At 66.0% G+C, this 22,811-nt stretch carries 21 protein-coding genes and 1 tRNA gene; 12 read left to right on the top strand and 10 right to left on the bottom strand.

From position 1 onward, the window contains the following. Nucleotides 1-48: 48 nt before the first annotated feature. From BMX57_RS06980 to BMX57_RS06995, 4 genes are all read right to left on the bottom strand, one after another. A complete protein-coding gene (locus tag BMX57_RS06980) occupies nt 49-1,263 on the bottom strand; it encodes an NADP-dependent isocitrate dehydrogenase (RefSeq protein ID WP_092364156.1) in 1,215 nt (404 codons plus the stop codon). Between the two features lie 94 nt (nt 1,264-1,357). Further along, a complete protein-coding gene (locus BMX57_RS06985) occupies nt 1,358-1,945 on the bottom strand; it encodes an HD domain-containing protein (RefSeq protein WP_092364158.1) in 588 nt (195 codons plus the stop codon). Then, nucleotides 1,942-2,193, bottom strand: coding sequence for a hypothetical protein (locus BMX57_RS06990; protein ID WP_092364161.1), 252 nt, complete (start codon nt 2,191-2,193; stop codon nt 1,942-1,944). Before BMX57_RS06990 ends, BMX57_RS06985 begins: the two co-directional genes overlap by 4 nt. Further along, a complete protein-coding gene (locus BMX57_RS06995; RefSeq protein ID WP_092364164.1) occupies nt 2,193-2,846 on the bottom strand; it encodes an alpha/beta hydrolase in 654 nt (217 codons plus the stop codon). The genes BMX57_RS06990 and BMX57_RS06995 overlap by 1 nt, the downstream gene beginning before the upstream one ends. A 180-nt stretch (nt 2,847-3,026) precedes the next feature. Between BMX57_RS06995 and iscR the strand changes: the two genes are divergently transcribed. From iscR to BMX57_RS07055, 12 genes are all read left to right on the top strand, one after another. Further along, nucleotides 3,027-3,488 (top strand): Fe-S cluster assembly transcriptional regulator IscR, encoded by a 462-nt coding sequence (gene iscR, locus BMX57_RS07000; RefSeq protein ID WP_092364167.1) that lies wholly within the window; start codon nt 3,027-3,029, stop codon nt 3,486-3,488. A gap of 88 nt (nt 3,489-3,576) precedes the next feature. Further along, nucleotides 3,577-4,620 (top strand): cysteine desulfurase family protein, encoded by a 1,044-nt coding sequence (locus BMX57_RS07005; RefSeq protein WP_092364170.1) that lies wholly within the window; start codon nt 3,577-3,579, stop codon nt 4,618-4,620. Between the two features lie 18 nt (nt 4,621-4,638). Next, entirely contained in the window at nt 4,639-6,162 is a 1,524-nt protein-coding gene (gene sufB, locus BMX57_RS07010) for a Fe-S cluster assembly protein SufB (RefSeq protein ID WP_092364173.1), read from the top strand. A gap of 41 nt (nt 6,163-6,203) precedes the next feature. Continuing rightward, the gene (locus BMX57_RS07015) at nt 6,204-6,716 is read left to right on the top strand and encodes a hypothetical protein (protein ID WP_092364176.1); all 513 of its coding nucleotides are present in this window, start codon (nt 6,204-6,206) and stop codon (nt 6,714-6,716) included. A gap of 28 nt (nt 6,717-6,744) precedes the next feature. Next, nucleotides 6,745-6,942 carry a hypothetical protein gene (locus BMX57_RS07020; RefSeq protein ID WP_092364179.1) on the top strand — a complete coding sequence of 66 codons (198 nt, stop codon included), beginning with the start codon at nt 6,745-6,747 and terminating at the stop codon, nt 6,940-6,942. Nucleotides 6,943-7,010: 68 nt separating this feature from the next. After that, nucleotides 7,011-7,841, top strand: coding sequence for a polysaccharide pyruvyl transferase family protein (locus BMX57_RS07025; protein WP_092364182.1), 831 nt, complete (start codon nt 7,011-7,013; stop codon nt 7,839-7,841). Between the two features lie 16 nt (nt 7,842-7,857). Beyond that, a complete protein-coding gene (gene sufC, locus BMX57_RS07030) occupies nt 7,858-8,613 on the top strand; it encodes a Fe-S cluster assembly ATPase SufC (RefSeq protein WP_092364185.1) in 756 nt (251 codons plus the stop codon). Beyond that, nucleotides 8,613-9,893 carry a SufB/SufD family protein gene (locus BMX57_RS07035; protein ID WP_092364378.1) on the top strand — a complete coding sequence of 427 codons (1,281 nt, stop codon included), beginning with the start codon at nt 8,613-8,615 and terminating at the stop codon, nt 9,891-9,893. The genes sufC and BMX57_RS07035 overlap by 1 nt, the downstream gene beginning before the upstream one ends. Continuing rightward, nucleotides 9,893-10,378, top strand: coding sequence for a YIP1 family protein (locus BMX57_RS07040; RefSeq protein WP_092364188.1), 486 nt, complete (start codon nt 9,893-9,895; stop codon nt 10,376-10,378). Before BMX57_RS07035 ends, BMX57_RS07040 begins: the two co-directional genes overlap by 1 nt. Continuing rightward, nucleotides 10,375-10,968, top strand: a complete 594-nt coding sequence (locus BMX57_RS07045) for a YIP1 family protein (RefSeq protein WP_092364191.1) — start codon at nt 10,375-10,377, stop codon at nt 10,966-10,968. Before BMX57_RS07040 ends, BMX57_RS07045 begins: the two co-directional genes overlap by 4 nt. Continuing rightward, on the top strand, nt 10,961-12,181 hold the full coding sequence (locus BMX57_RS07050; protein ID WP_092364194.1) for a cysteine desulfurase: 1,221 nt from the start codon (nt 10,961-10,963) through the stop codon (nt 12,179-12,181). The genes BMX57_RS07045 and BMX57_RS07050 overlap by 8 nt, the downstream gene beginning before the upstream one ends. 78 nt (nt 12,182-12,259) lie before the next feature. After that, nucleotides 12,260-12,336 (top strand) — tRNA-Arg (locus tag BMX57_RS07055). A 37-nt stretch (nt 12,337-12,373) separates the two neighbouring features. On the opposite strand, the gene BMX57_RS07060 is transcribed toward BMX57_RS07055, so the two are convergent. From BMX57_RS07060 to BMX57_RS07085, 6 genes are all read right to left on the bottom strand, one after another. Continuing rightward, nucleotides 12,374-13,078: a CpXC domain-containing protein gene (locus BMX57_RS07060; protein ID WP_092364197.1), complete on the bottom strand. Its 705-nt coding sequence runs from the start codon at nt 13,076-13,078 to the stop codon at nt 12,374-12,376. A gap of 13 nt (nt 13,079-13,091) precedes the next feature. After that, a complete protein-coding gene (locus BMX57_RS20645) occupies nt 13,092-18,827 on the bottom strand; it encodes a hypothetical protein (protein WP_092364200.1) in 5,736 nt (1,911 codons plus the stop codon). A gap of 93 nt (nt 18,828-18,920) precedes the next feature. Then, nucleotides 18,921-19,898, bottom strand: a complete 978-nt coding sequence (locus BMX57_RS07070) for an ABC transporter ATP-binding protein (protein WP_092364203.1) — start codon at nt 19,896-19,898, stop codon at nt 18,921-18,923. After that, nucleotides 19,895-20,857 (bottom strand): ABC transporter ATP-binding protein, encoded by a 963-nt coding sequence (locus BMX57_RS07075; protein WP_092364206.1) that lies wholly within the window; start codon nt 20,855-20,857, stop codon nt 19,895-19,897. The genes BMX57_RS07070 and BMX57_RS07075 overlap by 4 nt, the downstream gene beginning before the upstream one ends. A gap of 5 nt (nt 20,858-20,862) precedes the next feature. Continuing rightward, entirely contained in the window at nt 20,863-21,816 is a 954-nt protein-coding gene (locus tag BMX57_RS07080; RefSeq protein ID WP_092364209.1) for an ABC transporter permease, read from the bottom strand. Beyond that, a complete protein-coding gene (locus BMX57_RS07085; protein ID WP_092364212.1) occupies nt 21,813-22,790 on the bottom strand; it encodes an ABC transporter permease in 978 nt (325 codons plus the stop codon). The genes BMX57_RS07080 and BMX57_RS07085 overlap by 4 nt, the downstream gene beginning before the upstream one ends. Nucleotides 22,791-22,811 lie beyond the last annotated feature (21 nt).

Raw genomic sequence — 22,811 nt, forward strand, 5'->3', positions numbered from 1 at the left:
TGCGCCCCGCGTTGCAGGCCGGTTGCGACCACGTCCGGGGGACGGAGTTCAGCCGGCCAGCGCCTTGCCGAGGTTCTCGTCGATCTTCTCGAGAAAGCCCATCGTGGTCAGCCAGCCCTGGTCGGGACCGACGAGCAGGGCCAGGTCCTTGGTCATGTGGCCGCTTTCCACGGTATCGACGATCACCTTCTCCAGCGTTTCGGCGAAGTTCATCAGCGCGTCGTTGCCATCCAGCTTGGCGCGGTGCTTCAGCCCGCCGGTCCAGGCATAGATCGACGCGATCGAGTTGGTCGAGGTCTGCTCGCCCGCCTGGTGCTGGCGATAGTGGCGGGTGACGGTTCCGTGGGCGGCCTCGGATTCGACGATGCCGCCATCCGGCGTCATCAGGATCGAGGTCATCAGCCCGAGGCTGCCGAAGCCCTGCGCCACGGTGTCGGACTGAACGTCACCGTCGTAGTTCTTGCAGGCCCAGACATAGCCGCCCGACCATTTCAGCGAGCTGGCCACCATGTCGTCGATCAGCCGGTGTTCGTACCAGATCTTCCTGGCTTCGAACTTTTCCTTGAACTCAGTCTCGTAAACCTCTGAAAAGATGTCCTTGAACCGGCCGTCATAGGCCTTGAGAATTGTGTTCTTGGTCGACAGGTAGACCGGCCAGCCCAGGTTGAGGCCATAATTCAGCGAGGCGCGCGCGAAGTCGTAGATCGACTTGTCGAGATTGTACATCGACAGGGCAACGCCGGCCTCGGGGGCGTCGAACACCTCGCGCTCGATCACCTGGCCGTCGGCGCCCTCGAATTTCAGGGTCAGCTTGCCGGGGCCGGGAAAGGTGAAGTCGGTGGCGCGATACTGGTCGCCATAGGCGTGACGGCCGACGACGATGGGCTTGGTCCAGCCGGGCACCAGCCGGGGCACGTTGCGACAGATGATCGGCTGGCGAAAGATCACCCCGCCCAGGATGTTGCGGATGGTGCCGTTGGGGCTGCGCCACATCTTCTTGAGGCCGAACTCCTCGACGCGGGCCTCGTCGGGGGTGATGGTGGCGCATTTCACGGCCACGCCGACCTCGCGGGTCTTTTCGGCGGCGTCGATGGTGATCTGGTCCTCGGTGCGGTCGCGCTCCTCGATGCCGAGATCGTAGTAGAGCAGGTCGATATTCAGATAGGGCAGGATCAGCTTGTCCTTGATGAACTGCCACATGATCCGGGTCATCTCGTCGCCGTCCATCTCGACGATGGGATTATCAACCTTGATCTTGGTCATGGCTCTGTCGCCCTCTGCTGGTTTCGCTCCGGCGCCGGTCTAGCGCAAAGGCAGGCGCGGCGAAAGCCTGCATGCCGCGGCATACCGGCGTGGCTCACCCTTTTGCGGCCCGTTCGAAGAAGGCGGTCAGTTGCGGCCGCAGCCAGGCCCAGATACCGGGCGCGCCGCGGCCGATTGGCCGGCCCACGCGCAGGTCCAGGTCCGGCATCGACACGCCGAACTGGGTCCATGTGCCGCCGCCATTGGCCAGGTTGGCAATCGGTGTCTGCAGGCGGTCGATGCATTTGGCAAAGACCGCGTCGGGTGTCTCGGCCGCCTCGAACTCGTCCCAGAGCGCGCGAAACGCGGCCCCCTGGTCGGCGGGCAGCAGGCCGAAGAGGCGCTCGGCGGCGGCGGCCTCCTTGGCGGCCATGGCCGCGTGATCGACCTCGCCGTGAATCGGCGCGTCGCCTGCGTCGATCTCCACCAGGTCGTGAATCAGCAGCATGCGCAGCACGCGGTCGATGGACACGTCCGGCCCGGCCTGGTCCGCCAGGACCAGCGCATAGAGCATGATGTGCCAGGAATGCTCGGCCGAATTCTCGCGCCGCGAGTCGTCGAGCAACCTCGAGGCCCGCAGCACGGATTTGAGCTGATCCGCCTCTTTCAGGAACGCGATCTGGGCGGACAGGCGGTCGCTCATCCGGCGTCGCTCGGGGACTTGTCCGACTTGGCGGCGAGCTGTGCCAGCTTGGCGTTGAGAACCGCGCGGGCCTTGCGCTCGGCCAGGCGTACGCGGATCTCGGTCAGATAGGCCTCTTCCAGCGACTGCGAGGCGGCGCCCAGAACGGTGCCGACCTCGACGAAAAACCGCTCCTCGCCGGACTTGTCCATGATGTCCAGCGTGTCTTCGGCCAGCTTGGCGGCCAGCGTCTCGATCGTGCCGGCCATCAGCGCGTGGTCTCCGTCAGGCGGCGCTTGACGTAGTCGCTGACCGAGTCGATCAGCGTGTCCATGTGCCGGTCCTGGAAGAAATGGTCGGCGCCCTCGACCTCGGTGTGCGTGATGGTGATGCCCTTCTGCTCGTGCAGCTTGTCGACCAGGACGCTGGTGTCGGCGGGCGGCGCGACGCGGTCGGAGGTGCCGTTGATCACCAGCCCCGAGCTGGGGCAGGGCGCGAGGAACGAGAAATCATACATGTTCGCCGGCGGCGAGACCGAGATGAAACCGGTGATCTCGGGCCGGCGCATCAGCAGCTGCATGCCGATCCAGGCCCCGAAGCTGAAACCGGCGACCCAGCAATGCTTGGAATTGCTGTTCATGGATTGCAGGTAGTCGAGCGCGGAGGCGGCATCGCTCAGCTCGCCCACGCCCTGGTCGTACTCGCCCTGGCTGCGCCCGACACCGCGGAAGTTGAAGCGCAGAACGGTGAATCCCATGTTGTAGAACGCATAGTGCAGGTTGTAGACGACCTTGTTGTTCATCGTCCCGCCGAATTGCGGATGCGGGTGCAGCACGATGGCGATCGGCGCGTCCCTTTCCTTCTGCGGGTGGTAGCGGCCTTCGAGCCGGCCTTCCGGTCCGGGAAATATCACCTCGGGCATGTTGCGTGTCGGTCCTGTCTCGTTTCTCGCAGGTGTCGCGGGGTTCTTGACGGATTCCCTCGGGCACCTTAGAACGGTTCTAATCAAAGCGCATCGAATTGTCGCGCCGCCCGTGCGAGATACGCATTGGCAGCGGGAAGGTCAATGTTTACCCGAGGCTTGTGTCACAAGGGGGCGGGCATGAAACTCTCGACGAAAGGCCGATACGCGATGGTGGCGCTGGCCGACATCGCGTTGCAGCCCCAGGACACGCTGGTGACTCTGGGCGAAATCTCGGCCCGGCAGAGCATTTCGCTGCCCTATCTCGAACAGCTTTTCGTCAAGCTGCGCCGCGCCGAGCTGGTGGCGTCGGTGCGCGGGCCGGGCGGCGGCTACCGGCTGGCGCGCCCGGCGGCCGAGATCCGGGTGGTCGAGGTGCTGGCGGCGGTGGACGAGACGGTCGATGCCATGCATGTGGGCGCCGGGGCCTCGGGCGGGTTGTCGGGCAGTCGTGCGCAGTCGCTGACCAACCGCTTGTGGCAATCGCTCAGCGCGCAGGTCTATGTCTTTCTCCACCAGACGCGCTTGTCGGACGTGATCGAGAACGAACTGGCGCCATGCCCGGCGGTGCCGACCCTGTTCGCCGTGGTGGACGAGCCATGAGCGGCGCGCCGGATCGGGGGCGCTGCCCCCGTCGCGCGATGCGCGACTCCCCCGAGGTATTTTTGGCGAAAGGAAAGCGGGGGCGCGGGTGAGGCGGGTCTACCTGGATCATAATGCCACCGCGCCACTGCGGCCCGAGGCGCGCGATGCGATGATCGCGGCGATGGATGTGGCGGGCAACCCGTCCTCGGTCCATGCCGAGGGCCGTGCGGCCAAGGCGCTGGTCGAGCGGGCGCGCGGCGAGATCGCAGCGGCATTTGGCGCGGACGGGGCCGATGTGATCTTCACCTCGGGCGCGACCGAGGCGGCCGCGCTGGCGATGGCGGGGCGGAACCTGGCCGGCGCTGGCGTTGAACATGATGCCGTAAGAGCCTGGATCGGTGAGGAATTGCCGGTTGATGCCCAGGGGCGCGTGGCGGTTTCCGACCCGTCGCACAGCGTGGTGCAGATGGCCAATTCCGAGACCGGCATCCTGCAGAGCCTGCCCGAGGGTTTGGCCGTCACCGACGCGACCCAGGCCTTTGGCAAACTGCCGGTGGCGTTCAACTGGTCCGGCGCGCAGATGGCGCTGATCTCGGCGCACAAGCTGGGCGGGCCCAAGGGCATCGGCGCCCTGGTGGTCCGGCGCGGCACCGAGCTGGACGCGCAGATCCGCGGCGGCGGGCAGGAGATGGGCCGCCGGTCGGGCACCGAGAATGTCATCGGCATCGCCGGGTTTGGCGCCGCGGCAAGGGCGGCGGCGCGGGATCTGGCCGATGGGGTCTGGTCCCGGGTCGAGGAACTTAGAAATATTCTAGAAAAGGCCCTTGCGGCTGACGCTCACCAGACTATTTTTGTCGGGAAAGACGGGCCGCGCCTGCCCAACACCGCTTGTTTCGCCACGCCCGGCTGGAAGGGCGAGACCCAGGTGATGCAGATGGATCTTGCCGGATTCGCGATCAGTGCGGGATCGGCCTGTTCCAGCGGAAAGGTGCGGGCCAGTGCGGTCCTGACGGCGATGGGATATGACGAGGCCACGGCGGCCGGCGCGATACGCGTTTCGCTGGGACCCGAGACGACAGAGACGGATGTGCTGCGCTTTGCCGAGGCGTGGCTGGACAAGCAAAAGAAGCATCGCGCGCGCGCCGCGTGAGCGCATGGAGGAAGCATCATGGCCGCAGTCGACCAGGTTCAGGTCAAGGAAGGCGTCGATCAGGAAACCGTGGACGCGGTACGCGAGGTCGGCGGCGCCTACAAATACGGCTGGGAAACCGATATCGAGATGGAATACGCCCCCAAGGGGCTGACCCCGGATATCGTGCGGCTGATCTCGGAGAAGAACGAGGAACCGCAGTGGATGACCGACTGGCGGATGGAGGCGTATGAGCGTTGGCTGACCAAGAAGGAACCCACCTGGGCGATGGTCGACTATCCGCAGATCGACTTTCAGAACCAGTATTACTATGCCCGCCCCAAGAGCATGGAGGTCAAGCCCAAGTCGCTGGACGAGGTCGACCCCAAGCTGCTGGAAACCTATGAAAAGCTTGGCATCCCGCTCAAGGAGCAGATGATCCTGGCCGGTGTCGAGGGCGCCGAGAGCGCACCCGCCGAGGGCCGCAAGGTGGCGGTCGATGCGGTGTTCGATTCCGTCAGCGTGGGCACCACCTTCCAGGCGGAACTTAAAAAGGCGGGCGTGATCTTCTGCTCGATCTCCGAGGCGATCCGCGAGCATCCCGAGTTGGTGAAGAAATACCTCGGCAGCGTCGTGCCGGTCAGCGACAATTTCTACGCCACGCTGAACTCGGCGGTCTTTTCCGACGGCTCCTTCGTCTATGTGCCGCCGGGGGTGCGCTGCCCGATGGAGCTGAGCACCTATTTCCGGATCAACGCCGAGAACACGGGCCAGTTCGAGCGCACGCTGATCATCGCCGACAAGGGCTCCTATGTGTCCTATCTGGAAGGCTGCACCGCGCCGCAGCGCGATATCGCGCAGCTGCACGCGGCGGTGGTCGAGATCATCGTCGAGGAAGATGCCGAGGTGAAATATTCCACGGTGCAGAACTGGTATCCGGGCGACGAGAACGGCAAGGGCGGCATCTACAACTTCGTGACCAAGCGCGCCGATTGCCGGGGCGACCGCGCGAAATGCATGTGGACGCAGGTGGAAACCGGTTCGGCCGTGACCTGGAAATACCCCAGCTGCATCCTGCGCGGGGATGACAGCCAGGGCGAGTTCTACTCGATCGCCATCACCAACAACATGCAGCAGGCCGACACCGGCACCAAGATGGTGCATCTGGGCAAACGCACCCGGTCGCGGATCGTCAGCAAGGGGATCAGCGCGGGCCGCGCGCAGAACACCTATCGCGGGTTGGTCTCGATGCATCCCAAGGCGAAGGAATCGCGCAACTATACCCAGTGCGACAGCCTGCTGATCGGCGACAAGTGCGGGGCGCACACGGTGCCCTATATCGAGGTCCGCAACAATTCCAGCCGGGTCGAGCACGAGGCCACGACCTCCAAGGTGGATGACGACCAGATGTTCTATTGCCGCCAGCGCGGCATGGACGAGGAAGAGGCGGTGGCCCTGGTGGTCAACGGGTTCTGCAAGGACGTGCTGCAGGCCCTGCCGATGGAGTTCGCCATGGAGGCGCAGCAACTGGTCGCGATCAGCCTGGAAGGCAGCGTGGGCTGACCGCTCGGTGCGGGCGATGCAGGCACGAATGAGCAGTGGCCATGAGCAATCTGGACGACAGGCAGAAGCAGGCGTTTCAGGATCGGCTGGCGCGGATCTCGGCGAATGCCGGGCAGGCGGCGCCGGTCTCGGGGCGCGATGCGAAACGGCGGACGCGCGGCGGTCGGGCCGGTCCGGTCAAGGCGCGCGGCCGCATTGCGCCCGGCGCCATCCTGGGTGGAATACTGGGTGGGGGTGTGTTTCTGGCCTCGAAGGTGATCGCGCATGGCCTGACCCTGTCGCCGCCGGGGCAGGGCGACGTGTTCCAGAAGACGATGCTCGCCATCGGCCCGTTCGGCATGACCGCGGCGGGGCTGTTCGTGCTGATGATCGGGCTTGGCCTGCGCGACAAGCCGCATCTTCTGGGGATCTGCGTGGCGCTGCCGGTCCTGCATTTCGGCGAGCCGTATCTGGCCGCACTCATGCCCGATCTGTGGACGCAACTCTTTTCACCGCAATATGTCGAGAACCTGCTGATCCAGGCCGGTCTGATGACGCCGCCACCGGCACTTTGACCCGCACAGGAAGGGGCTGGAAGACACCATGAAGACAGGCACGGACAAGATCGCGTCGGCCGTTCCCTATGTTCTGCCCGTTCTGGGCGGGCTGCTGGGGGTCGCCTATGTGAACCTCAACCCCTGGGCCTTCGTGAACCCGGTCCTGGCGATCGGGCTGGGTGTGCTGCTGGGATGGGGCGCGTCGCGTCTGATCCTCGGGCTGCTCGGGCGTCGGGGGCGCTGAGCAATGCGCGGACCCCGAGACATCATCCAGCGCGCGTGCGTCCGGCACGCCGGTCGGGGAGTCTCGGCATGAGTGTGGACAGCCAAGCCCCGATCCGCCTGTTCTGGTGGAAGGCGCAGCCGAATTTCGGTGATGAGCTGTCGCCGCGCGTGGTCGCGCATCTGTCCGGCCGCCCGGTCGTGCATGCCGCGCCGGGAGATTGCGAGATGCTGGCGCTGGGGTCGCTCCTTCAGGTGATGAGCCGCAACTTCGCCCGTCCGCGCGCGTATGGATCGAAACCGGTGATCTGGGGCGCGGGGCTGCTGCACCCGGCGCCGAAGCGCTTTGTCGGGAATGTCGAGATCGCACTGCTGCGCGGTCCGGTGTCAGCGGCGCTGCTGGACATCCCGGCCCGCGGCTTCGGCGATCCCGGCCTGCTGGCCGATGAGGTGTTCCCGGCCAGCACCCCGCGCCGGGACCGGATCGCGCTGGTGCCGCATCACTCGATGATGGGCGACCCGGCGCTGGAGCGCGTGGTGGCCTCGAACCCGGCGCTGCATCTCGTCGATCCGCGCGCCGATGCAGAGAGCGTCTGTGCCGCGATCTCGGGCAGTTGTCACGTGATCTCGGCCAGCCTGCACGGGCTGGTCGTGGCCGATGCCTATGGCGTGCCGTCCACATGGCTGCGGCCCGGCGCGCAATCGCACCTGAAGTTCCACGACTATGCCGCCTCGGTGGGGCGCGCGATGGTCGCCCCGATCGAGCTGGACGAGGTTCCGGCCGCGCTGGGGGGGCTGTCGCAATCCGATCACCTGCCGCACGAGGACGGAATCGCCCGGGCCAGATCCGACCTGAAGGACAGTTTTCCGGCGCGGTTCCGCGCCGTCACCGACACCGCGCGCCGGACTGTGCGCGCCTGATTGAAGAGGAATGAAAATGCTTGAAATCAAGAACCTGCACGTGAAACTTGAGGAAGAGGACAAGCGTATCCTCAAGGGTGTCGATCTGAGTGTCGAGGCCGGTTCGGTGCATGCGATCATGGGGCCGAACGGCTCGGGCAAGTCGACCTTGTCCTATGTGCTGTCGGGGCGCGACGGCTATGAGGTGTCCGAGGGGTCCGCCACGCTGGAAGGCGCGGATCTGCTCGGGATGGAGCCCGAGGAACGCGCCGCCGCGGGCCTCTTCCTTGCGTTTCAATACCCTGTCGAGATCCCCGGCGTGGGCAACATGACGTTTCTGCGCACCGCGGTGAATGCGCAGCGCAAGGCGCGCGGGCAGGACGAGCTGTCGGCCAGTGACTTCCTCAAGCAGGTGCGCGAACGGGCCAAGGAGCTGAAGATCGACGCCGAGATGCTGAAGCGGTCGGTCAATGTGGGTTTCTCGGGCGGTGAGAAGAAGCGGAACGAGATCCTGCAAATGGCTGTTCTGGAGCCGAAAATGTGCATCCTGGACGAGACCGACTCGGGCCTGGACGTGGACGCGATGAAACTTGTCGCGGACGGCGTGAACGCGCTGCGTGACGCCGGTCGCGCGTTCCTGGTGATCACCCACTACCAGCGCCTGCTGGATCACATCAAACCCGATGTCGTGCATATCATGGCCGACGGGCGCATCGTGAAATCGGGCGGCCCCGAGCTGGCGCTGGAGGTCGAGCACAACGGCTATGGCGACATCCTGGCAGAGGTGGAATGATGGCATTGCCGCAAGCAAAACAGACCGCGACCGAGGCGCGGATCGACGCGCTGCAGCTGCCCGAGGGCGGTTGCACCCAGGCGGCGCGCGAGGCGGCGCTGGCCCGGCTTCGTCAGATGGGGCTGCCGGGGCGGCGCGACGAATACTGGAAATACACGCGGCCCGACACTTTGGTGCAGCCCGATGCACCCGAGGCGGCGATACTGGACACCGGCGAGGCGCCGGTCTTCGACGCGTTCGACCGGCTGCGCATCGTCTTTGTGGACGGGGTTTTCGACGCCGAGGCGTCCGATGACCTGCAGATGGAGGGGGTCGAGATCGACCGCATCCACGACATCTGCACCCGGGACATCCACTGGGCCAAGGATCTCTATGGCACGCTCGAGGCGCGCGGACAGACCCCGGTGCCGCGCCCGCTGGCGGCGCTGAACACGGCGTTTGCCAGAGATGGCGTGGCGATCCGCGTCACCGGCCGGCCGTCGCGGCCGATCAACCTGATCTACACTCACAGCGACACGGCGTCCGACGCCATCCTGCACCACGTGGTCCGGGTGGAAAGCGGGGCCGAGGCGACCATCCTGGAGAACGGCCCGGCGGCCTCGCGGTTCAACAAGTGCATGGAGATCGACATTGCCGACACCGGCTCGCTGCACCATGTCCGGGCGCAGGGGCGCGACCATGAACGCCGCGCGGCCACGCATATGTTCACCCGGCTGGGGCGGGAATCGGCCTACAAGTCGTTCACCCTGACGGTGAACGGCGTGCTGACCCGCAACGAGCAGGTCGTGGAGCTGACCGGCGACGATGCCGTGGCGCATGTGGCTGGCGCCTGCGTCGGCGACGGCGACTTTCACCACGACGACACCGTCTTCATCACCCATGACGCGGTGAATTGCGAAAGCCGCCAGGTGTTCAAGAAGGTGCTGCGCAACGGCGCCACCGGCGTGTTCCAGGGCAAGATCCTGGTCAAGGAAGGCGCGCAGAAGACCGATGGCTACCAGATCAGCCAGTCGCTTCTGCTGGACGATGACAGCCAGTTCCTGGCCAAGCCCGAGCTTGAGATCTATGCCGACGACGTGGCCTGTTCGCATGGCTCGACCTCGGGGGCGATCGACGAGACCGCACTGTTCTACCTGCGCGCGCGCGGCATCCCCGAGAAGGAGGCGACCGACCTGCTGACCCTGGCCTTCCTGGCCGAGGCGGTCGAGGAGGTCGAGGACCGCGACATCGCCGCTGATATCGTGGCCCGGCTCGAAGCCTGGTTGTCGCGACACAGCTGATGCCGGTCACGTCGGACATCACGGCCACCTATCGGGGGCCGGGCCGTGTCATGCGCCGGCTCTTGTCGATGGGCCAGCGCGAGGATCGCGCGCTGGCCATTCTCATGTCGGCCTGTGTGCTGGTCTTTGTCGCGCAGATGCCCCGCCTGGCGCGCGAGGCGCATGTGACCGGGCAGGAGCTGAACATGCTGCTGGGCGGCACGCTGCTGGCCTGGGTCATCATCGCGCCCTTGCTGCTTTATGTCATCGCGGCGCTCAGCCATGTCGTCGCCCGCCTGTTCGGCGGGCGCGGCGACTGGTATGGTGCGCGGCTGGCGCTGTTCTGGTCACTTCTCGCCGCGTCGCCGCTTCTGCTGCTGCATGGGTTGGTGGCCGGCTTAATCGGGCCGGGGCCGGCGCTGCAGGGGGTTGGCTTTCTGTGGCTGGTGGTGTTTGGCTGGTTCTGGATATCAAGCCTGAGACAAGCGGAAAGGCCCCCGGAATGATCACCGCAGATTGGCGCGCGCTCGCCGTTTTGACGGTCAAGGATCCGGCCGAGGCGGCCCGGCGGGTCCTGGCGCTGAACCTGCCGGCCGAGGTGTGCTGGCTGGGGCTGGCGCTGGCCGTGGTGCTGGACACGCTGCTCTATATCGTATCGAACATGGCCCTGCCGCCGGTCGAGTCGCCGTTCTATGGCCTGATCGCGACGCCGGTCGGCTATGGCGCGGTGGTGGGCGGCGGATTGGTCGTCACGATCATCGCGATCCACCGGGTCGGCCGCGTGTTCGGCGGCGAGGGCGGCTTTGGCGAGATCCTGTCGCTGATGGTCTGGCTGCAACTGCTCAGCGTCGTGGCGCAGGCGGCGGTGTTCGTGCTGGTGCTGGTGGTGCCGCTCCTGGCGATGATCCTCAGCTTCGCCGCGACCTTCCTGGGCATCTACATCTTCCTTCACTTCGTCGACCAGGCCCATCGCCTGGGATCGCTCTGGCGGGCGGCGGGCGTGCTTGTCGCCGCCGTTCTGGCGATTTCGCTGGCCTTCATGATCCTGCTGTCCCTGATCGGGGCACCGCTTTCGGGAACCCTGCAGAATGTATGACGTGCAAAAGATCCGCGCCGATTTCCCCATTCTCGGACGAGAGGTGAACGGCAAGCCCTTGACCTACCTGGACAATGGCGCCTCGGCGCAGAAGCCGCAGGCGGTGATCGACGCGGTGACGCGGGCCTATGCCGAGGAGTATTCCAACGTCCACCGGGGCCTGCATTTCCTGTCGAATCTGTCCACCGAGCGATACGAGGCGGTGCGCGGCACCGTCGCGCGCTTCCTCGGCGCGGGCAGCGAGGACGAGATCGTCCTGAACTCCGGCACCACCGAGGGCATCAACCTCGTCGCCTATGGCTGGGCCATGCCGCACATGCAGGCGGGCGACGAGATCGTGCTGAGCGTGATGGAGCATCACGCCAACATCGTGCCCTGGCATTTCCTGCGCGAGCGGATGGGCGTGGTGCTGAAATGGGTCGATGTGGAGGCCGATGGAAGGCTGGACCCGCAGGCGGTGCTGGACGCCATCACGCCACGGACGAAACTCGTGGCCGTTACCCAGTGCTCGAACGTTCTGGGCACCGTTGTCGACGTGAAGGCGATCACTGCCGGCGCCCATGAACAGGGCGTTCCGGTGCTGGTCGACGGCAGCCAGGGCGCGGTGCACATGCCCGTGGACGTGGCCGATATCGGCTGCGATTTCTACGTGATCACCGGGCACAAGCTCTATGGTCCGTCCGCCTCGGGCGCGATCTATATCCGGTCCGAGCGGATGGCCGAGATGCGCCCCTTCATCGGCGGCGGCGACATGATCCGCGAGGTGCACAAGGATTCTGTCACGTATAACGACCCGCCGATGAAATTCGAGGCCGGCACGCCGGGCATCGTGCAGATCATCGGGCTGGGCGCGGCGCTGGACTACATGATGGACCTCGGGATGGAAGACATCGCCGCCCACGAGGCGGACCTGCGCGACTATGCGCTGGCGCGGCTTGGCGGGCTGAACTGGCTGCAATTGCAGGGCACCCGGCCCGACAAGGCGGCGATCTTCTCCTTCACGCTGGACGGCGCGGCGCATGCCCACGACATCTCGACCATCCTCGACAAGAAGGGCGTGGCGGTGCGCGCCGGGCATCACTGCGCCGGGCCGCTGATGGACCATCTGGGCGTGACGGCGACCTGCCGCGCCAGTTTCGGTCTGTACAACACGCGCGCGGAAGTCGACACGCTGGTCGAGGCGCTGGAACTGGCGCACGAGCTGTTCGCCTGAGGGATCGGCGACTTCCGGCGCCCCACAAGGCGATTTCCGATTGCGGGCCGTCCGCCGATATCATATAGCCCGGATTAGGCACCTGTAGCTCAGCTGGATAGAGCGCTGCCCTCCGAAGGCAGAGGCCATAGGTTCGAATCCTATCAGGTGCGCCACCTTTTCCGATGATCGGCACAGGCCCGGCACGCGGGCTCAGCCGGCGGCGCGGCCCTCGCCAATATAGAGTTTCTGGACATCGCAGAACACGCGATCCTCGAGAACCGCGCGCATCTGCGCCCAGGCGTCAGGCGCCTCGAGGATACTGTCATAGAGGCTGCGCGGCGCGATCAGGGTCTCGACGGTTTCGCCGGTCAGGTTGTCCTGCCATTCGAAGGCCATGTCGCCGGTCTCGGGCGAGACGTTGAGCAGGCGCATCTCGGTGCCCGCGCGCAGAGGCGCGCCGGGCAGGCCGCGGATCATCGCCAGCTTGGTCAGCTCGACCGTGGCATCGTCCAGCCCGGCCTCGCCGATCAGCAGCTTCTCGCGCAGCGCGGCCCATCCGAAGACCAGCCGCGGCGAGAGGCTGTCGCCGATCTCGCGCGCCTGCGGCGAGGCCTGTTCGCCATAGGCCAGATCGAAGGTCGCGATGGCCTCGTCCTCCAGCGCCAGCCAGTCGCCCAACAGGCTCAGAGGCTGGATCGAGAACCACTGGCCTCGGCCCATGTCGAGATAGTTGAACTGCGGATCCAGCAGGAACTCGGCCTCGCAGTCGCCGCATTGCTGCACCTGGAACGTGCCTGCGATGATCTCGTCGCGCAAGTCGGGGCGGCGGTCGGCGTTCACGCTTTCCACGGCGGTGACGGTGATCTGCGCCTCGCAGGAGGGGCAGGTGACCGTGACATCGTTCATGATCGACATAACCGCGATCCTCCTACTGGCTCATGTCTTTTTCCAGCCACTCGCGGGCCGGGTGCTTGGGGTTCATCTTGCCGCTGTGGAAGGCGGCATAGACCTCGGCGAACCATTCGCCGGGCGCGCGGAACTGATAGCCCCGGACCCCCTGCGAGCGGGCGGCGAAGTCATAGCTGACCCATTTGCCGTCATAGGCCTCCTGATAGACCCGGCCGCCGATCTTCAGGCGCTTGGTCTCGGAGGCGCTGTACCAGATCGAGTTCGCCTTGCGGATCGAATCGCACCAGGCCTCGGCCTCAAGCCGGCGCTGGTCCCATTCCTCGGGCGATGCGCCGCCTTCGGGCTCGGGATGCGGATAGTTTCCGCCGGGCTTGGACAGGTAGGACGCGATATAGTCCTTGGAATAGTTGAACTCCTCCGCCGCCTTCCGCGCGATTTCCGAGACGTCGCCGCCATATTCCTTCCACGCCCCGTACTTGGCGCTGGTGCCGTTGCGGTCCATGACGCCGTACTTGTCGTCGACCGCGTGGCCGATCTCGTGCAGGGTCGTCCACGAGAATTTCTGCGCCGGCGCGTCGTCGGCGGGCTTGCAGTTCTCGTCGATCTCGCCCAGCTCCCATTCCTGGCCGATGACGGTTTCTTCGGGCATCTCGGCCCGGCCGATGCGCAGCTTGATGTTCTTCTTCACCTGCTTGTTCGGATCGTCCCATTCCCACCCGAAGGAGGACGAACCCTTTTGCGTGCCGAACCGCTGCACCAGCCCCATCGAGGGATTGTCCACCGTGTGCGCGTCATCCAGCCCCGCCATCACCCCGAACAGGCGGGTGACATTGGGCGCGGGCACGTCGGTCGCGGTGTCGGGGATGTTGCCGGCCGAGTCGGTGGTCTGTTTCAGCTCGATGCCGAACCGCATCTCCAGCGCCTTCTTGCAGGCCTTGCGCTGCACCTGTGGATCCAGCTTCTTGAAGATTTCGTCCATGCGCTCGGGCCCGCCCGGCGCATCGAGCAGCGCCTTGAGCTTGTCCTCGTCGGGTTCCTCGTTGGCGTGCATGTCCGCCTCGACCTCGGCCTCGGACAGGAGTGTCGCGCATTTCTTCAGGTCATCGAGCGCCTCCTTGGGCTCCAGCGCCTCGGCCTTCTCGGCCGCGGCCACCATGTAGAGCCGCGCCTCGTCGATATCGTCCGAGACGGCATAGCGCGCGTCGTGCTTGTTCAGGGCCGCAAGGCGCGGGGCCAGCTTGTCGCGCTCGGCCGTATAGCCGCGATGCGCCTCGCCGATGGCGGTGGCCTTGTCGAGATCCGTGCGGGCCGAGTTCAGCTCGTTCAGCGCCTGGTCGAACAGGCCGCGGTCGATCGACCCCCGCGCGGCCAGGATCATCCGGTTGGCGGCGTCGAACAGCTCGGCCAGCTTCGAGGGTTCCTTGTTGAGCGCCTTCATGTCCGTGTGGCGCTTGGTCAGGTTCTTCAGGTCAGTGTCCATCTGCGCGACCTGCCGGGCCTGTTCGTTGGCGCGCGCCAGCGCCTCGGCGGCCTTGGCCAGCTTGTCCCGCGCGGCCGGCACGTCGCCCGCATCATTGAACTCGGTCTCGGACTCGTCGAGCATCCGGCCGATCCGGTCGGTCTCGGTGGTGATCTGGCGCGCATCCGCGCCGGGCTGGCCCCTGAGCTTCTCAAGCCCCGCGCGGATCGCGCCCAGCTGCTTGTCGAACCCGGCGGTCTCGGTGGGGCCAGCCTCGGCCAGCATCTTGGCGGCCTGGTCCAGATTGGCCTGGGTCGCCGCCTCGGCGGCCTCGGCCCGGGCGGCGTCGGCGATGCTCTGGGCCTCGACCTTGCAGGCGGGGAAGTCGCGCTTGGCCTCCATACCGGTGAGCGCTTTCATGCGGCGGTCAAGCTCGGCCAGGTGCAGGCGCACGGCCTCGTCCGATCCGTGATCCTTGCGCAGCGTCTCGACCGCGGTCAGGGCATCCTCCTTGACCGGCGCGTAGTCCTTGTAGTCCTTGCCGATCTGGGTGGGTTCGGTGCAGAGCGGGGCGATGGTGTCCACGATCTTGAGCGCGTTGGGATAGGTGCGCGCCGCGATCTCGGCATCGACCTGCGCCAGCAGCTTCTCGACCCGTTCGACATCCGGCTCTACCGCCGGGCAGCGTTCCGCCTTGAGCGCGTCGATGGCGTCCGACGCTGCCTGGCGCTTGGGTCGCAGCGCGGCCTCGCGGGTCTGGATGTCGCGGGCCAACGCGATCTCCAGCTGAACGGTGGTCGCCAGAGCGATCGCCTGGTCGTACTGCCGATCGGTGATCAGCGCGTCGACCTTGTCGATTTTCGGCTCGATCTTCTTGTAATGGGTGTCCATTTCGGGATCGGTGTGCAGCGTGCCTAGGAAATCGGTGATCCGCGACTTTCGGATGTTCTTGGCGCGCTTGTAATCGGCGAACATGCGCTTGTAGAGATCGCCGGTCTTCTTGGCCTCCTGCAGCTTCTCCAGCGCGGTCTTCCATTCCTTCTTGCCGGCCTCGGTGGCCGCTTCGGTCTTCTTCTTGCCATAGTCCGCGAATTCGGTGTCCAGCACGTCCTTGGGCGTGCCGAATCCGGCCTGCGCCGCCGCGAACCAGGTGTCCAGCGCGGCGATGTCGCCCTCCAGAAGGGTCTTGTGGTCATCGTAGGACTTGGCGTTCTGTTCCAACTCCTTGAGCAGGACGACGACCTTGGCGATCTCGGCCTCGGCGGTCTCGTTGTCCTTGCGGTCGGCGGCCTGCTTGGCGGCGGTGAAGGCCGCGTCGATCGGGTCGGTCTGCGGCTTGAGCGCGTCGCCGCGCGCGGTGGCGACGATGCCGTCATATTCCGACTTCACGTCGGCGGCGATGTCCTCGTAGATCTTGCGCCGCTGCGCCTCGAAGAACGCATAGTGCAGGTTGCCGCGCGCCGATTCCAGGTCGGCCTTGGCGCCGGCCTCGTCTGGCGTCTTTCCGGCCAGCTTCTTCTGCGCGTCCTGGATCTGGCCTTCGGCCGTTGCGATGTCGTCGGCATAAGTGCTTTCGGTATCAGCGCTTTCCGCCTTGGTCTTCAACTGTTCCAGTTTGGCAATGACCGCCGACATATCGCCGCTGGCCGAGGTGATGTCACCCTTGGCCCCGTCGAATTCCTGCCCGGCCTGTTTCTGGATGTCGATCTGGTCGCGGGCATCGTTGGCATAGAGGATGGCGTCCTGGATGTGCTTGTCGGCCAGCTTGTACTCCTCGTTGCCCACCGCCGAGGTCGCTTCGCCCTCGAGCCGCGTCACCTGGTCGACCAGTTCCTGCGCAAAGGCCTGCCAGGTCGTGTCCCAGCTGTCCTTGGCGGTCTTGAGCGTCTTCTTGGAATCCAGGTAGGTCTTGTAGTCGTCGGCCAGTGTCTCGACCTTGGCGCTGTCGGTCACGATCTGGTCGCAGATCTTCTTGGCCAGCAGGAACTCCATCAGGTCGCGCTTGGCCTCCGAGCGGGTCAGATCGCCCTTGAGCCGGGTGATATGCCCGGTGATCCCGGCCTTGCCGGCATGGGCCTCCAGCGCCTTGATCTTGTCGCTGGCCGCCTTGTGCGACTTCTTGAACTCGGTGTTCAGCTTGACCGTCTTGTAGAGCGTGCTGCCCAGGTCCGAGGCGCGGTCAAGCAGCGAAATCGACTTCACGAAGCTCTTGGTCTTGGCTACATCGGACGCCGCGTAGAGGTCGCGCAGCTTTGTCAGAAAGGTCTGCACATCCGCGACCTCGGGATGTTTCGCGCGGCGCTTGATCATCTTGTCGGTCTTGTCGCGCTTGTCGGCATACTGGCCGGCGCGTTCGCCGCGCCACATGGCGTCCTGGGTGCGTTTGGCCATCGGCTGCAGCAGATCCGTGGCGGCCTCGTAGTCGGGCGTGGCGCCTGTTCCCAGCCCCTCGGCCTTGTCGAAATCCTCCTTGATCTTGCGGATCACGCCCTTGACCAGATCGTGCACCGCACCCCCGGTCAGCGGGTAGGCCGCGATCAGGTCGTCGACCCGCTTGCGGCGGTCTTCCAGGATCGACTTGAAATGCGCGCATTCGTCCGCGTAGTCCTCGGCCTCGTCGCAGGTCTTGGCCAGCTCCAGCAGCGCGGCCAGTGCGGCGGCATAGTCATGCGCGGCGGCCTGGGTCTTGATCTTGGCCAGTTCCACATCCAGGGCCTCGATCCGGGATTTGACCGCAGGTTCATCCTTTTGCGCGTGACTCTTCAACGCGGCAAGCCGGGTTTCGAACAGCGCGAGCTGGGCGTCGAACTTGGCCTTTTCGGCCACCAGTGCCGCCAGCGCCTTCTCGACCTGTTCCAACAGGGTCAGTGCGGCGGCAACAGCCGTCTTGACCGCATCGGGATCGTCCCCGTCGCAGCCCTCGAGATCGGATTTCGCCTTGTCCAGCGGATCGGACAGCGACGCCGGCGGCGGGCCCTCCAGCCGGTCGGTGGCGTCCTGGCGCATGTCGCGGACATAGCCCAGCACCCGGCGCAGCTCGTCATTGGCCGCGTCGATCTCGACCGCGCGTTCGGCGCCCTGGTTGACGATCCGGTCCAGCGCATCGGCGGCGCGCCGGGCCAGGTCCAGCCCGCCGGAATCGCTCAGCCCGGTGATGTTGTCGATCAGCCCGCCGATCTCGGACGCCTTGTCCTTGAGCACGCGCTTGGCGGTGTCCAGCCCGTCGGACAGGCCCGAAAGCCGCTTCTCCAATGCCGCCTTGATCTTGTCGATCTGGTCGCCACCGGCGCCCTCGCTGTCGGGCGGCGGCGCGGATCCCGCTGGGGCGGGTTCGGCCGGGCTTACGCTGTCGATCAGCCGCTGCATGGTCGGCAACAGCTTCTGCGCCTTGGCCATCGCCTTGTCCCATTGCTCGCCATCGGCCAGCGAGGTGATCTGCTCCCACGCGGTCTCCAGCTTGGCCTTGGCCGAGGGCACGGCGGCCGTGGCCTGGCCCAGCAGGCCTTCTGCCTCGGCGCGCAGCTTCTCCCACTGGGCGCCCAGCGCGCCGGCGGTGGTGTCCTCGTCATCCTTGTCGCCGTCCTCGCTGGACGACGAAGCGGGCGCGGCGGCGCCATTCAGCTTGTCCAGCGCCTGTCCGACCTTTTCGATGCCGGCCTCGAGCCGCGGCAGATCGCCGGCCTTGAGATATTCCACCAGCTGCTTGTAGGGCTTGGCCAGCGGGGCGGCCTGGCCACCCAGTTCCTGGATACGCTGGCCAAGCGCCTTGAGTTGCGCCTTCAGCTCCCCGGTGTCGCGGCCCGCGGGGGCGTCTTCGCTGTCCTCGTCATCTTCGGCATCGGCGTCGCCTTCATCCGACATCGCCGAGCTTGGCCCGGCGTCCTGCGCGGCGCCGGGCGTCTCGTCGGCCCCGTTGGGGCGGGCGGTTCCGGCCTCTTCCTCTTCGTCGGCATCGGACTCCAGTTCCGAGCCGTCGGCGGCCAGCACCCGGATGTTGAGGGTGACCTTTTCGGTCTTCAGGTATTTCCTGAGTTTCTTGGCCATGGCCGGAACTTCCTTGGTGCAGGTCAGTTCCAGCACCTTTCCGTCCACCTGGCAGGTGCCAAAGGCCACCTTCTTGCCCGCACCCTCGGCCCGGGCCTTTTTCATGATCTGTTCGGGCGTCTTGCGCCGGTCGATCCCGAAATAATCGTCCTTCGGGCCGCTGCCGGGGTTATAGGCAAAGGCGACGGGTTGCTTCCGCGCCAGTTTGATCAGGTTCTTGAGGTCGGATCCCCGAACATCGAATTCGCCCATGCCAATATCCTCCCGCGGCGGGTCTCGACGCGCGATGCAATGCGTCAATCTGTTGAATTGACGTTAGGGCAGGATGAGGGGTTTAGGCAACACTCACGTTGCCTGCGCCTGCTCGGCATGGTGACAGGCGACCCGGCCCGTGCCGAAGCTGCGCATCTCCGGCCGTTCGATCCGGCACAGGTCGGTGGCCAGCGCGCAGCGCGGGTTGAAGGGGCAGCCGGTGGGTGGGTTTATCGGGTCTGGGATCTCGCCCTGCGGCGGATCCTCGTCACGGCCGAACCGGTCCAGCGCGGGCGCCGCGTCCAGCAGCATCTGGGTATAGGGATGCGCCGGGGCGTTGAACAGCGCTTCGGGGTCGGCCTCTTCGACCAGCTGGCCCAGATAGAGCACTCCGATCCGGTCGGCCATGTGCCGCACCACCGTCAGGTCGTGGCTGATGAACAGGTAGGTGAGGCCGAAGTTTTCCTTGAGGTCCGACATCAGGTTCAGCACTTGTGCCTGCACCGACACGTCCAGCGCCGAGGTCGGCTCGTCGCAGACGATCAGCCGCGGTTCCGAGGCCAGCGCGCGGGCCACGCAGATCCTCTGTCGCTGCCCGCCCGAGAACTGGTGCGGGAACTTGACCGCGTCCAGCGCCGACAGCCCGACCTGCTCCAGCAGTTTTTCGGCAAGCCCATCGGTGTCGCCGCCGCGGGCGCGCACCGGTTCCACGATGATGTCGCGCACCCGCCAGCGCGGATTGAGCGAGGCGAAGGGATCCTGAAAGATCATCTGGATGTTGCTGCGCAGCTCGGCGCGCACCGCCGCATCGGCCTCGGTGGCCAGGTCGATATCCTCGACCCGCACGGTGCCCGAACTGGGGGGCAGCAGGCCGACCAGGATCTTGCCGATGGTGGACTTGCCCGAGCCGGATTCGCCCACCAGCGCATAGACGGTCTGCGCCTCGATATCGAACGAGACGTCCGAGACGGCGGTCAGCACCTGTTTCGGGAGCCGCTCCAGCGCCCGGTTCAGCCACGGTTTGGAGACATCGAAGGTGCGGCGGAGGTTGCGGATCTCGACCATGCTCATGCGGGCTCTCCCAGCGGGAACCAGCAGGCGGCGCCGTTCTCGATCTGCGGGCGCGGATCGTGGCGGCAGCGGTCCTGCGCCTGCGGGCAGCGTGGATTGAAGGCGCAGCCGCTCGGGATCGCGGTCAGCCGCGGCATCGTGCCAGGGATCTGGCGCAGGCGGGCCTGCCCGTGGCTGTTGGCGGGCATCGAGCCGACCAGACCGTCGGTATAGGGGTGGCGCGGCGTGGTCAGAACCTTCTGCACCGGGCCGATCTCGGCCAATTGCCCGGCATACATCACCGCCACGCGGTCGGCGGCCTCGGCAATGACGCCCATGTCATGGGTGACCAGGATCACCGAGGTTCCGTGGTCGCGGCACAGCCGCTTGAGCAGGGCGATGATCTGCGCTTGCACACTGACATCGAGCGCCGTGGTTGGCTCGTCCGCGATCACCAGCGACGGTTCGGCACAGAGCGCCAGCGCGATCACCACCCGTTGCCGCATCCCGCCGGAGAACTCGTGCGGATAGCTGTCCAGCCGGTCGGCGGCGGCGGGGATGCCCACCTCTTCGAGCGCGGCCAGCGCGCGGCGGCGCGCCTGGCTGTGCGAGACGCCCAGATGGGTCTCGATGGTCTCGCTCAGCTGGTCGCCGATCGGCAGCAACGGGTTGAGTGAGGTCAGCGGGTCCTGGAAAACCATGCCGATTTCCTTGCCGCGGATGCGCCGCATCCGTGAGCGTGGCAGGTTGTCGATGCGCTGGCCCTTCAGCAGGATCTCGCCGCCGGCGATATGCGCGGGCCGGTCCAGCAGGCCGATCACCGCGTTGCCGGTCATCGACTTGCCGGCCCCGGATTCGCCGACGACACCCAGGATCTCGCCGGGCGCGAGGTCATAGCTGACGTGATCGACCGGGCGCAGCACGCCGTGACGTGTGGGAATTTCCACGACCAGGTCGCGGACGGACAGAACAGGTTCCATCGAAGTCACCGCAGTTTCGGATTGAGCGCGTCGCGCAGCCAGTCGCCCAGCAGGTTCACGCTCAGCGCCAGTGCCAGCAGGGTCACGGCCGGGAAGAACAGGATCCACCATTCGCCCGAGAACAGATAGCCTTGGCCGATGCGGATCAGCGTGCCCAGCGACGGCTGTGTCGGCGGGGCGCCGACGCCCAGGAAGCTGAGCGTCGCCTCGGCGATGATCGCCAGCGCCAGGCTGATCGTGGCGATGACCAGGACCGGGCTGAGGATGTTGGGCAGGATGTGGCGCATCATGATCGCTGGGCCGCTGCGCCCGATCATCCGCGCGGCCTGCACGTATTCGCGGTTCTTCTCGACCAGTGCCGCGCCGCGCACGACGCGGGCGAACTGCACCCAGTCGGACAGGGCGATGGCCACGATCAGCACCCAGATCGCCATCTCGTTGCGGTATTCGGGCGGCGTGAACCCCTTGGCGATGCCGAAGATCAGCATCGCCACCAGGATCGCGGGAAAGGTCAACTGCACGTCGGCCACGCGCATGATGATGGTCTCGACCCAGCCGCCGAGATAGGCCGCGACCAGCCCAAGGATGACGCCCAGCACCATCGCCAGGAACACCGCGGCGGCGCCCACGAAGAGCGAGATGCGCAGCCCGTAGAGGATGGTCGAGAACACGTCGCGGCCCTGGTCGTCGGTGCCCAGCAGAAACACCTCCTGGGTGAAGGCGTTGGGCTCGCCCGGCGGGGTGAACCCGTTCATCAGGTTCAGCGTTGCGGGATCGAACGGGTTGTGCGGCGCGATCAGCGGCGCAAACAGGGCCGACAGCACCAGGATCAGCACCACCACCAGCGCCACGATTGCGACCGGGGAATGGCGGAAGGACCAGACGAAATCGCTCTCCCATACCTCCTTCAGCCGCGAAGGGGTCGCCGGGGCAGGGGTCTTGCCTGCGGTGTCGGTCATGCGGTCCTCCCGTCCACGCGCAGGCGCGGGTCGATGGCGTAATAGAGCAGGTCGACGATCAGGTTGATGGTCACGAACAGCACCGAGATCAGCATCAGGTAGGCGGCCATCACGGGGATGTCGACGAACTGGACCGCGTTGATGAAGAGCAGCCCGACGCCGGGCCACTGGAACACCGTTTCGGTGATGATGGCAAAGGCGATGATCGCGCCCAGCTGCAGGCCGGTGACGGTGATCACGGGCACCAGCGTGTTGCGCAGCGCGTGGCGGAAATTGACCGTGCGCTCGCTCAGGCCGCGGGCGCGGGCAAAGCGGATGTAGTCGGCGCGCAGCACCTCGAGCATCTCGGAGCGCACCAGCCGCATGATCAGGGTCATCTGGTAGAGGCCCAGCGTGATCGATGGCAGGATCAGCGCCTTGATGCCCGAGGTCGTGAGGAACCCGGTCGACCAGTTGCCGACCATGACCGTGTCGCCGCGGCCGAAACTTGGCAGCCAGTCCAGTTCGACCGAGAACACATAGATCAACAGGATGCCGATCAGGAAGGTGGGCAGCGACACGCCGATCAGGCTGAGGGTCATGATGACGTTTGCCGCCACGCCTTGTCGTCGGATCGCGGTGAAGACGCCCAGCGCGATACCGAGGCTGATCGCGAACAGGCCCGAGACGAAGGCCAGCTCTAGCGTGGCGGGCGCGCGCTCGGCGATGATGGTGGCGACCGGCCGACCCTGCCGGTAGGAAACCCCGAAATTGCCTTGAACCGCGCCCTGCAGGAACTTGAAATACTGGACCGGGAACGGCTGATCCAGTCCCAGGTCGGTGCGCAGCCGCTCGATATCGGCCTGTGTACGCTCCTGGCCCAGCATGTTGTCCACCGGATCGCCCACGAATCGGAACATCGAAAACGCCACCAGCCCCACGACAAGCAGGACGATGACGGACTGGAACATTCGTCTGATGATATAGGCGAGCATGGCGTCTCCGCTGTGATCCTC

This window comes from Cribrihabitans marinus (assembly GCF_900109035.1).
Lineage (GTDB): Bacteria > Pseudomonadota > Alphaproteobacteria > Rhodobacterales > Rhodobacteraceae > Cribrihabitans > Cribrihabitans marinus.

What these genes read in the sequence shown, in the direction of transcription:
- BMX57_RS07085 (WP_092364212.1), bottom strand. Translation starts at nt 22,790, where the DNA reads ATGCTCGCCTATATCATCAGACGAATGTTCCAGTCCGTCATCGTCCTG.
- BMX57_RS07050 (WP_092364194.1), top strand. Translation starts at nt 10,961, where the DNA reads ATGTATGACGTGCAAAAGATCCGCGCCGATTTCCCCATTCTCGGACGA.
- BMX57_RS07075 (WP_092364206.1), bottom strand. Translation starts at nt 20,857, where the DNA reads ATGGAACCTGTTCTGTCCGTCCGCGACCTGGTCGTGGAAATTCCCACA.
- BMX57_RS20645 (WP_092364200.1), bottom strand. Translation starts at nt 18,827, where the DNA reads ATGGGCGAATTCGATGTTCGGGGATCCGACCTCAAGAACCTGATCAAA.
- BMX57_RS07035 (WP_092364378.1), top strand. Translation starts at nt 8,613, where the DNA reads ATGGCATTGCCGCAAGCAAAACAGACCGCGACCGAGGCGCGGATCGAC.
- BMX57_RS07015 (WP_092364176.1), top strand. Translation starts at nt 6,204, where the DNA reads ATGAGCAATCTGGACGACAGGCAGAAGCAGGCGTTTCAGGATCGGCTG.
- BMX57_RS06980 (WP_092364156.1), bottom strand. Translation starts at nt 1,263, where the DNA reads ATGACCAAGATCAAGGTTGATAATCCCATCGTCGAGATGGACGGCGAC.
- BMX57_RS06985 (WP_092364158.1), bottom strand. Translation starts at nt 1,945, where the DNA reads ATGAGCGACCGCCTGTCCGCCCAGATCGCGTTCCTGAAAGAGGCGGAT.
- BMX57_RS07070 (WP_092364203.1), bottom strand. Translation starts at nt 19,898, where the DNA reads ATGAGCATGGTCGAGATCCGCAACCTCCGCCGCACCTTCGATGTCTCC.
- sufB (WP_092364173.1), top strand. Translation starts at nt 4,639, where the DNA reads ATGGCCGCAGTCGACCAGGTTCAGGTCAAGGAAGGCGTCGATCAGGAA.
- BMX57_RS07020 (WP_092364179.1), top strand. Translation starts at nt 6,745, where the DNA reads ATGAAGACAGGCACGGACAAGATCGCGTCGGCCGTTCCCTATGTTCTG.
- BMX57_RS07040 (WP_092364188.1), top strand. Translation starts at nt 9,893, where the DNA reads ATGCCGGTCACGTCGGACATCACGGCCACCTATCGGGGGCCGGGCCGT.
- sufC (WP_092364185.1), top strand. Translation starts at nt 7,858, where the DNA reads ATGCTTGAAATCAAGAACCTGCACGTGAAACTTGAGGAAGAGGACAAG.
- iscR (WP_092364167.1), top strand. Translation starts at nt 3,027, where the DNA reads ATGAAACTCTCGACGAAAGGCCGATACGCGATGGTGGCGCTGGCCGAC.
- BMX57_RS06995 (WP_092364164.1), bottom strand. Translation starts at nt 2,846, where the DNA reads ATGCCCGAGGTGATATTTCCCGGACCGGAAGGCCGGCTCGAAGGCCGC.
- BMX57_RS06990 (WP_092364161.1), bottom strand. Translation starts at nt 2,193, where the DNA reads ATGGCCGGCACGATCGAGACGCTGGCCGCCAAGCTGGCCGAAGACACG.
- BMX57_RS07025 (WP_092364182.1), top strand. Translation starts at nt 7,011, where the DNA reads ATGAGTGTGGACAGCCAAGCCCCGATCCGCCTGTTCTGGTGGAAGGCG.
- BMX57_RS07060 (WP_092364197.1), bottom strand. Translation starts at nt 13,078, where the DNA reads ATGTCGATCATGAACGATGTCACGGTCACCTGCCCCTCCTGCGAGGCG.
- BMX57_RS07080 (WP_092364209.1), bottom strand. Translation starts at nt 21,816, where the DNA reads ATGACCGACACCGCAGGCAAGACCCCTGCCCCGGCGACCCCTTCGCGG.
- BMX57_RS07045 (WP_092364191.1), top strand. Translation starts at nt 10,375, where the DNA reads ATGATCACCGCAGATTGGCGCGCGCTCGCCGTTTTGACGGTCAAGGAT.